This is a genomic window from Streptomyces sp. CB02959 (assembly GCF_002803155.1).
In the GTDB taxonomy this organism is placed as follows: Bacteria; Actinomycetota; Actinomycetes; order Streptomycetales; family Streptomycetaceae; genus Streptomyces.
Map to the genome: position 1 here is coordinate 25,392 of NZ_NNBP01000050.1, position 10,330 is coordinate 35,721.

At 69.9% G+C, this 10,330-nt stretch carries 4 protein-coding genes; all 4 read left to right on the forward strand.

The genetic code is table 11. The annotated features are described in order from the left end of the window. The first annotated feature begins 1,230 nt into the window (after nucleotides 1-1,230). Nucleotides 1,231-4,149 carry a DUF6603 domain-containing protein gene (locus CG747_RS50510; RefSeq protein WP_257981184.1) on the forward strand — a complete coding sequence of 973 codons (2,919 nt, stop codon included), beginning with the start codon at nucleotides 1,231-1,233 and terminating at the stop codon, nucleotides 4,147-4,149. 38 nt (nucleotides 4,150-4,187) lie between these two features. Next, complete coding sequence (locus CG747_RS44415) at nucleotides 4,188-6,392, forward strand: hypothetical protein (protein ID WP_180986005.1); 2,205 nt, start codon at nucleotides 4,188-4,190, stop codon at nucleotides 6,390-6,392. 45 nt (nucleotides 6,393-6,437) lie between these two features. Continuing rightward, nucleotides 6,438-9,887, forward strand: coding sequence for a hypothetical protein (locus CG747_RS50515; RefSeq protein WP_100607565.1), 3,450 nt, complete (start codon nucleotides 6,438-6,440; stop codon nucleotides 9,885-9,887). A gap of 33 nt (nucleotides 9,888-9,920) precedes the next feature. After that, on the forward strand, nucleotides 9,921-10,330 hold a 410-nt coding region (locus CG747_RS44425; RefSeq protein WP_146022278.1), incomplete at its 3' end, for a hypothetical protein.

Here is a 10,330-nt window from a genome sequence, read left to right on the forward strand (position 1 = left end):
TGCGGGTCGATGTGCTCCAAAAGGCGTGACGCCTCATCCCGTACGGCTGGGGTGTGCTCGGCCCAGTCGCCGGGGGGTGAACCGCTCGACCCGGCGGCGGAGGTCGTCCAGGACGCCGGTGCGCCATTTGAAGTGGTGCATGCAGGCCAGCATGTCCGGGTCCGGCCTGCGCCCGGGGCGCGGTGGTTGCCGGAGGCTACGGCGGTGCCGGACCGCACGAGGGCGATCTTCCTGGGATCGCCGCGCAGGAGGCGGTGGGTGAGGTGTCCGCCGAACGGGAAAGTTCGGTCCAGCCCCGCCTCGGCACGCCAGTGGGCCAGGCGCCCGTCGGCGGTGACCCGGTCGAGCATCAGCCCGCCGACCACCCGCTGGCAGGCCATCACGATCTCGAATGGCTCGGTGTCGGAGAGCGCCCTCTCCAGCGGAGCGGCCAGCACGTCGTGTTCGCCTTGAGGGATGGCCTCACCAGCCTGGCCAGTGACCTGGTTGAGGTGATGTGCAGCCAGCGGTCCTCGACGAAGTTGATCGGGAACCCTTCGAGCGCCGCACAGCTCCGGCCGACCAGGTCAGCAAGTTCGAGGTCGGCTCCAACAAGTGGCGGGGCGGGCCCGGTGCCGGGGGACGGCAGCTGCAGGAGCAGCAGTCGTCCCCATTTCGCCATCCGCGGGCCCGCGATCAGGCGGCTTCCTGTCGGTCACTGCCCCAGGTTCACCCTTCTTGTGGCCAACGCCGGTATGTGGTTTTCCTTTTCCTTTAATGAGTCACTTTCAGTCATTTGTCGGTGAATAGGATGGAGTAACGGGCCCTGCTGTTACGCTTCGTGCCGGTCTTGTTGCTCGCTGGTCACGATGTACCTAGGGGTTGCATGCAGAGGGTCGGTGCCGTCTTCGTTCGGCCGGGCGGGGTGTGTGCACTGGGCCGGCGGCGCGTGAGCCGCGTGTAGTCCTGCCTTTCGGTCCCGGTGTGGCATATACCGGGTGACCTATTCACTGAGATCTTGTCCCTCATCGGCGCTGCGCGCGCAGAGTCGGCGGGCAGTGGTGTGTCGGTGTGGTGAGGCGTAGCCACGTGAGCTGGTGACGCTCTCATGCCTGTTCTTCAGAGGCGCTGGTTTGGTGTTGGCCCGCTGCTGTGGGCCCGTCGTTGGTGTGCTTGCCGGTCTTTTCCATGGATGTCTGAACCGTCTCCTGCAGTGTGGGCTGCCCGGGGCGGGTGAGGAGACGATGTGTCATGGCAGTCGCCGTATCCGAGCTGCGTGAGCGGTTGCGGGGGGATGGGGCCGGTTCTGGTGCCGGGCGTGTGGTGGAGGTTCCGGGTGATGTGCTGGGGCTTGGTGATGGTTTCCGGCCCCTGTTCGCCGACGGGGTGCTGCGGGCGGTGTGGGAGGACGGTGACGCGCAGGCGTTGACGTTCACCGGCACCGCCCGTACTGCTTTGGCGGATGGTCCGGTGCCTGTCGAGGTGTCCTTCGTCCATGACGGCGGTGAAGCTGTCACGGGTGTGAGCTTGTCGGTCGAGTTGCCTGCGCCCGGGGCGGCCGGGGAGGTGCTGGGGCGAGGGCTGGGGATCGATGTTCCGCCGCTTCCCGCGAGCGCGTCGGTGACCCGGCTGGACCTCCAGCGAGCGGACGGCGTCACGGTGCTGACCGGCGAAGGGGAGCATGGTCAGGTGACCGTGGTCTCCCGGTCGGGCATCGGTCGGCTGATGGTGGTGGCTTCCGGTGCGTGGTACGTGGCGTGTGCCGACCGGGGGTTGACGGCTGATCAGGTAACGGATCTGCTCGGTACGGCCAAGGGCGTGACGGTTGCCTTGCCTGAGGACGGGCTGGCGGAAGGGAGCTGGCTGGTCCTGCCCGGCGGGGCTTGGTCGGGTGGTCCGTTGGTGGTGCCGGTGCGGCCTGACAGGCCCAGGCGGGAGCTGGATCCGGCGCGGCGGGACGGGCTGGGGCGGGCCATGCCGGTGCGCGGCAGTGCCGTGTCGGCTGTTCCTGTGCCGCGGGTCGGGGTGCGGCGCGTGCCGCATGCCGTGGTGACCGATGACGGGTTCGTGCTGCTGGCGCCGGGGTGGCTGGCCTCGCAGCGCCGGGCGGGGTTCGCGTTCGGTGGTCCCACGGATGCGGTGTCGTTGCTGGGGTTCATCGACATCGGCGTGTTGGACGGTAAGTCCAAGGCGATCAAGTTCGACAAGGCGCCGTTGCACATCAGTGGCGGCTTGGCGGCACGCAAGGCGAACCCTCCGTACACGCTCGCGGTGGGTGGTGTGCTGTTGGTGGACACCGGTACGTTCCACGGCAGCGCCATCGCTGCGGCGTATGCGCCCAGCGCGGGCGCGAAGCCGTCGTTCTTCGCGTTCGGTGCCCTGACCGCGGACAAGGGCATCGGCCCGCCAGCGTTCCAGGTGCGCGGGGTGGCCGGTGGGATGGGGTGGCGTAGCCATCTGCGGCTGCCGGACGGACCGGAGAACGTTGCGGACTTCCCGTTCATCAAGGCGCTGAAAGATCCGACGTCGATCGGCGCGAAACCGGATGGCACCGCTGATCCGCTCCAGGTCCTCGACCATCTCACCCAGGGCGACTCGCCGTGGATTACACCTGCCCAGGGCAGTGATGATCCGGTGTGGGTCGCCGCGGGTCTGGCGTTCACCGTCGCCGAGTGCCTGGACGGGCGGGCGATGTTGGCGGTGCAGACGGGTGAGGATCTGACGCTGGCGCTGCTGGGTGTGGCGGGGATGAGTTTTCCCAAGCAGCCCGGGCGCCGGAAGTACGCGCATGTCGAGATCGGGCTGGAGGCGTTGCTGAAGCCGAAGGCGGGCGAGTTGAGCCTGTCGGCCGCACTGACGTCGAATTCGTTCGTGCTGGATCCGAACTGCCGGCTGCGTGGTGGGGTGGCGTTCAAGACGTGGTTCGGGCCGAGCCCGAACAAGGGTGACTTCGTCGTCACCGTCGGCGGCTACCACCGCAACTACCGCAAGCCCGAGCACTATCCGGTGGTGCCGCGGTTGGGTTTTGACTGGGACCTGTCGGGTGCGGTGACGGTCTCCGGTGACGCCTACTTCGCGCTGACTCCGGCCGCGGTGATGGCCGGGGGCGGGCTGGATGTGCGGTTCCACTCCGGTGCGGTGCGTGCCTGGCTGACTGCCAAGGTGGATGCGCTGATCCAGTGGAAGCCGTTCTACTTCGACGTCGGCATGCGGGTCTCCGTGGGTGTGTCGGCGTCGGTGAAGATCCTGTTCGTGCGGATCACGATCACCATCGAGGTGGGGGTCTCGCTCAGCGTCTGGGGTCCGCCGACGGGTGGCGAGGCCAAGATCCACCTGTGGTTCATCTCGTTCACCATCGGCTTCGGTGCCAAGCGGGATGCGGATACCAACGCGCTGGACTGGCCTGGGTTCCGGGAGATGCTGCCGCCGTCCGACACGGCGGTGCGGGTGCTCCCCGGTGCCGGGCTGATCGCCGACCGCCCGCAGTCGGCTGACGGCACGCTCAGCGACGATGACGCCTGGCAGGTGTCCTCGGCCGGGTTCACCTTCTCCACCGACTCCGCCGTCCCGGTGGGCGAGCTGTACCTGACCCGCAGCGGCGGCAGCCCGGTGGAGCGGGGCAGCAAGCTGAACATCCGCCCCATGGACAAGACCAACCGGACCAGCGTGCAGCGGGTTTCCGTCACCTGGCACGAACAGGACAAGGACCTCGACCTGCCCGCTTGGGGCCGCACGCCGGCCACCGCGTCGGTACCGCAGGCACTGTGGGGCACCGGGCGCGGAGACACTCTGCCCGGTTCCGGCGAGCAGGTCATTCCGAACCAGTTGACCGGGGCAACGCTGTCCTCTCCGGGGCCGGAGTACGGCAACGACACCGGCTACATCGGCGAGGACGCGCTGGAGTTCGACCCGATCGAACGGGACGGCGTCCAGCCGCTCGACCCGAATGCACAGCCCGTCGGGCCGGTCCCGCGCCGCCAGTCCGGGGTGATCGGCACCATCGCGCGGACGGTCGCGGCCCCGGCGCAGAACAGCGCCCGCGCCCAGCTCACGCAGGCGCTCACCGGCCTCGGCCTCGACCTCGGCGCACTGGATACGGACCTGTCCGCCCACCGCGATGCGGCTGAGACCGCGTTCACCGCCGAGCCGATGCTCGTCCCCGCTTCCTGACGCCGCCCGCCTCCATCGAATTGGGGTGACCCTTCCCTGTGGCGACCACGCCTGACATCAAGCACCGCACGCGGTTCATCGACCACCGCATCCCCGCCTTGTACGCCGGCAAGTACACGATCACCACCCAGCAGTCGATCACCGACCTACCCGGCTCGTCGCTGCCCACCCGCACGCAGCGGTTCGACGTGCGCGGCCCGAGGTTCGCCATCGCCGGGACCGACATCCACGCCTGCTATCCGCTGCCGGGATCGGAGGGCCTGTACAGCCAAGTGCTGCCACACATCACGCTGGAGACCCCAGGCGTGCCGTGGCTGCGCCCGCTCGCCGACCAAGAACCGGACGTCCCTTGGCTGGCACTGCTGGTCTTCCGCGAGGACGAACTGCCCGGCGACCCGAAGGCGATCGGGCAGGCGGACGCTTCCACCGTGCGTGAACTCCTGGCCGGGCGCCTGGACAACGGGGAGGAGCTGCCCGGCCGCCGGCCGTCGATCAACCCGGACAACCTGTTCGCGGACGAGACCGAGCTGGTGTGCCGCAGCATCCTGGTGCCCAAGGACCTGTTCACCGCCGTCGCCCCGCTGCCGACCGAGATGGCAATGCTCGCCCACGTGCGTGAGGGCGGGCCGCCGGACGCCACCCGCGGCGCCACTCCGACACCGGATGAGGAGGAGTTGAAGGCGGTCGTCGTCGCCAACCGGTTCCCGGACGTGGCCGGCGGCATGCACGTGGCGCACCTGGTCTCCTTCGACGGCCACGAAAGCATCCTGGGTGCAGGGGCGTCTGTGCCTGCCGAGGGGGTGCGTCTGGTGTCGGTGTGGTCCTGGGTGTTCGAGTCCGAACCGGATTCCGGGATCGGGTTCGGCGACCTCGCCCAGCACATCGCAGCCGACGCCGACCCGGTGCTGCGCCTGCGACCGCAGAAACCGTCCAACCCGAACGCGGCGCAACGGGAGGCGTTGGACCGGATCGACACCGGATCCACCGCCCTGCCCCAGCGCCTGCCCTCCGGGGAGCGCACCGCCGGCTTCTACCGCGGCCCGCTCACCGCCTCTCCGGCACGGCCGCTGCCGGACCTGCCCGACGACCGGGTGCGGCTGGAATCGGCCGACGAGGCTCTGGTCTACCTGGAGACCTACGGCGTCTACGACACCGGTTACGCCTCCGCCTTCACCCTCGGCCGCGCCCTGGCCCTGGCCGACCCCGAGTTCCGCACCCACCTGCTGGCATGGCGCAAGGGAGCCCGCAACGCGGCCCGACGCCTGGTCGCCCACCCCGACCTGGCCGGACGAGCCGTTACGACGGGCACCGCCGACCTGCTCACCCGCGATCTGGCACGGGACGCCTTCGACAAGCTCCTCACCGACGGCAACGGGGCACGCCTGGCCCGTGCTCTTGGTGAGGCCGGTGCCGACGTGGCAGCCGGACGCCGCCACGCCCCAGGCGCCCGCACCTCAGCGCCGGGCGCGTGGACCGCCGCCTCGCTGCACAGCGCGCTGGGCCGGGCCGACGTGCGCGAGGTGCTGCGGGCGGCTACGGCCACCGAACTCGACCCGGTCACCAAGTGGCTCGACGAACTCGTCACCTTGCATAGGGTCCCCTTCGAACACCTCGTGCCCGACCCGCGCATGCTCCCGCGCGAGAGCATCCGCTTCTTCCACATCGACCCCGGCTGGATCCAGGCTGCCATCGACGGCGCGTTGAGCATCGGCGTCGGCCACACCCTCGACTTCGACCTGAACCTGCTCGCCCGTGGCGTGCGCCAGGCACCCCAGTGCGGGGTGCTGCTCCACTCCGACCTCGTCGAAGGCTGGCCCGAAACCATCTACACCGCCCTCCGATCCGGAGCCGCCGTCGAGCCGGTGCGCAGCGCGCACTACGGCACGCACGTGCGGATGCTGCTCTACCCGGCCGCGATCGACACCTTCGCGATGGCGGAACCACCCCAGGGCCTGCACTTCGGATTCGGCGACCTGGGCACGATCCAACTCCGCGAGATCAGCGGGCCCAACATCGGCGCACCGGTGGAGGAAGGGGAGTTCCCCGAGGACCCGGGCGATGACCGGTTCGGCCGGTTCCTGCGCGCCGGCGGCTATGACGTGCTCAACGTGGCAGGCCAAGGCGATGCGCTGCTGCCCGCCTTGGCACGGGCCCACAACGTCTCCGCGCTGTCCTCGGCTCAGTTCACCTTGCAGATGGTCAAGGCCCCGCAGCTTCAGATGTTCGTCCGTCCGCGTCCCTGACCGGCTCCTCGACGCATATCCGCCAACAGCAAGGGAAATCCGACCATGCCCACGCGCAGTAACGACACCCTGGTGGTGCCGGTCGAGGTGGCCGCGCTCGCGGTGAACACCCGCACCCAAAACTCAGCCGGCACGTTCGTCTTCCACCGCTGGCACCCCAACTTCTTCCTGCTCCAGGACAACCGCATGCCCCCGGAGCCGGAGCCGTTCCAGATCAACCCCTGGCCCGGCGAGGCCGAGCGGCGCGGGGCGTATGTGCAATGGCAGCTCCCCGAGGCACTCACCCGCGGCCGCCACGACGACCAAGACGGCGTCGAGGACTTCCCGCTGGTGCCGAACCGGTGGCTGGTCGTCCGCCACCAGGCGGCCTCCGACACCGTGCGCGCCTGGGTCGTCGAAAGCGACCACCTCGGGCTGCGGACCGGCACCGTCTCCTACCTCGACCCGGAGGCCGACGAGGTCACCGCCACCAAGATCGGCCGCCGCCACGACCTGACCACCGCCTCACCGTGGCGTGAACCCACCGACGCCCGTGAGCCGTTCCTGACCGCGCTGGGCCCCGGCCTGCTCACCTTCTCGGTCTTCCAGCCGTACAACGAGAACGTCTTCTCCCTCCACGACACCCTGGACGACGTGCCGGGCAAGGACCGGCTGAGCTACCACGTGGTGGGCTGGCACGCCGACCCCGGCAGCGACATCCTCGCAGGACACGACGGCAAACTCACCGACCTGCTCGACAAGCTCGAATGGCTCGCCCCGGCCGCCACCAGCACCGTCAACCGCGCCCTCTACACCGGCAGCGTGCTCGGCATCGACTGGGAGCGCGAAGGCCCCCTCCCGCCCTCGGACATCGTCCCGGACCCGGACCAGGTCGCGGTATCCATCGGAAACTCCGCCGCCGAGGCCATGGCCGGCCTCATCGACGAAGCCGCCGGCCCCAGCGCCCTCACCGAGCAGGAGACCCGGCTGGTCCGCGCCTTCGCCCTGGGCACCCTCGACACCCTCGACCGCACCAACGGCGACGAGCTGACCGACACCGCCGCCCACAACTCCGGCTTCGGGCCCGCCCCCGCCGGCTACACCTGGCACATCGCCGACCGCAGCGACCCCAACGCCCCCACGCCCCTCACGGCCACCGAACGCGCCCGCGAGCACGCCCTCGAACAGGACGTCGTCGCAGAGCTCAACCGCGTCCAGGCCGAACACGACGCGATGACGGCCGACCTGGCCGCCGCGCAGGAACGCCTCTATCTGCTGTGGGCACTGTCCCAGGCTGAGAGGGTGCCACCGGCCTTCGCCGACCGAATCGACGACGAACTCAACCCCGAACACGCCGACGGTGCCGCCGGACGCGTCGCCGACCTCATCACACGCCTGACCCAGATGCGCACCACGCGATCGATCCCCTGGGGCACCACCCCCAAGGACCTGGAAGACAGCGCCGCCGAGTACGCCGCCGACCACGGCCTGCGTACCGACCACGTCCTGCAACGCGTTCCGCAGGCCCCGCACGAGCAGCCCGCCGACCCGGTCCTGATGCTCCAGGGTGCTCACCTGCACGCGCCCATGACCCGCGGCTCCTTCCTGCCGTGCCGCACCCCCGACCGGCTCATCACCAAGGTCGGCTCCATCACCGCCGCATCCGTCCAGGCGAGCGTGGCGAAGGTGAACACCGCCAACCTGCCCGCCCCCGTCCCCGGCCTGCTGACGGAGTTCTTCATCCTCGACCGCGCCACAGACCAAGGCGTGGATCTGGGAGATGCGACGGGTGCGCTGCCCGAGTACGGCACCGAGCCCTGGTGCCAGCCCTGGCAGCCGTTGTTCTTGCAGTGGGCCGTCGACTACACCGCCCTGCCTTACCGCGACGACACCGGCGAGCACTGGGCCTTCGACGGGACCCGCTACCGGTGGGACGGCACCGGCGAGATCGCCGACCCGTTCGTCATCACCGGCCGCCAGGTCCTCGCCCCCACCGCCGGACACGACACCGAAGGCAAACTCGCCGCCCACGCCCGCCACCGAGCCGACCTCCCAGACCTACGCGTCCTGCAAGAAGAGGTCCGCAACCTCGACATGCTCTCCCAACGCCTGGACGGCTTCTCCGCCTTCCTCGCCCAACGCGACCCCCGCTCCACCCTGCGCCCCACCGGCACCATCGGCGACCTGGTCTCCCACGGCGACCACTACGCCCCCATGCCCGGCGCCGTCAAGTTCACGTTCCCCGGCCGTCCTCCGGAGGTCACCTCCTCCGAATTCTTCGAACTGCGCACGGGGCAGCTGGCGTTCACCCAACTCACCGTGGTCGACCGGTTCGGCCGCGCCGTCAACCTCTTCGACGACCCCCGCCACTTCAAGCCGTCCCGACCCAAGTCGATGATCCCCGACCACCCCGTGGAATCCTCCGACACCCACCGGTTCGTCGAACTGTCCCCGCGTCTGCTCCAGCCCGCCCGCCTCGGTTTCGGATTCCTCAACGCCACCAGCGACCAGGACGTCGACCTCACCCCGGGCGCCAACCCCGTCTGTGCCTGGATCGTGCCCAACCGTCTCGACCGCACGCTCGCCTGCTACGACCCCACCGGCCGGCCCTGGGGCGAACTACGCACCATCATGCGATCCGGCGGGGCCAAGGCCGTCGTGTGGGCGCCCCTGCCGGGCTCCGACGTCACCGACTTCGACCAGCTGGGGCAGCTCTCCCCGCACACCCGCGACCTGCTCGCCGCCATCGCCGAACGCGGCCCGGACACCTTCGACGCCGTCCGCGCCACCATCGACGACGCCCTGACCACCATCGACCCCGACGGCCCCGACGACGCCAGCCTCGGCTTCTTCCTCGGCCGCCCCCTCGCCCTGGTCCGCGCCCGCCTCGACCTCCAACTCAACGGCCCGGTGCGCACCTCATGCGGCTGGAACGAAGTCCTCGACCCCGGCCAACACGCTCCGGCCATGCCCGGCTGGGAGTGGATCGTCCGCCTCGGCCAGGCCACCGCCACCGACGACGGCCTCGTCGGCTACGTCCTGGGCGAGGACTACAACCACCTGGAAACCATCACCGACCCCGCCGGAAACCACGGCGGCTACCTGCGGCCCATCAGCACCGGCGACCGCCTCAAACTCGCCTTCGAAGGCACCAGCACCGCAACCGTCACGCTGCTGCTCGACCCCCGAGCCGCCGTCCACGCCACCACCGACATCCTCCCCGTCTCCTCGGTCCACGTCCCCTCCGAGTTCACCGCCGACGCGCTCGCCCGCATGGCGGTCTGCTTCCGCACCGGCCCCCTCCTCGCCCCCACCACACCCGACCCCCTCACCGCAGTCCTGCCCCACCCGGCCACCGCCACCGGCACCTGGACCTGGACCGAACCCACCGGCCCCGACAACACCTGGCGCACCCTCCCCATCACCGCCCCCGACTCCACCGACATGCCCCTCGGCGACCCCGAGATCCGCTCCGGCTTCCTCGTCCTCGGCGACGCCGCCGACGCCACCCGCTGACTCAACACACCCGACACGGAAGGACCGACGGACATGGGCATCGTCACCCAGACCACCGCCGCCACGGACCCGGAAACGGCCGCCGACTTCGAAAGTCAGCTCCAGTACTCGCCCACCACCGTCCCCGACCCACTCACCGTCAGCCCGCCCAGCGGCACCGTCGAACTCGGCGACCTGATCATCGTCGGAAGCCGCATCTCCCCGACCCCGATCGAGACCAACGAGATCTCCGTCTACGTGCCCATCGGCTCCGAGGCATGGCAACTCGTCCTCGACCTGACCGGCCTGCAAACCTCCATCAACCTCACCGGCTGGACCGCCACCCCCGACCCGACCAACGAACGCATCCTGTTCAAACCCAACACCGGCCACGCCACCCTCACCCCCGAACAAGGCATCACCGTCCAACTCAACAAACTCCGCATCAACCGCCAGGTCGGCAC

Bases quoted from the DNA above. Each gene is read 5' to 3' on its own strand.
- CG747_RS50510 (WP_257981184.1), top strand. From the start codon at position 1,231: ATGGCAGTCGCCGTATCCGAGCTGCGTGAGCGGTTGCGGGGGGATGGG.
- CG747_RS50515 (WP_100607565.1), top strand. From the start codon at position 6,438: ATGCCCACGCGCAGTAACGACACCCTGGTGGTGCCGGTCGAGGTGGCC.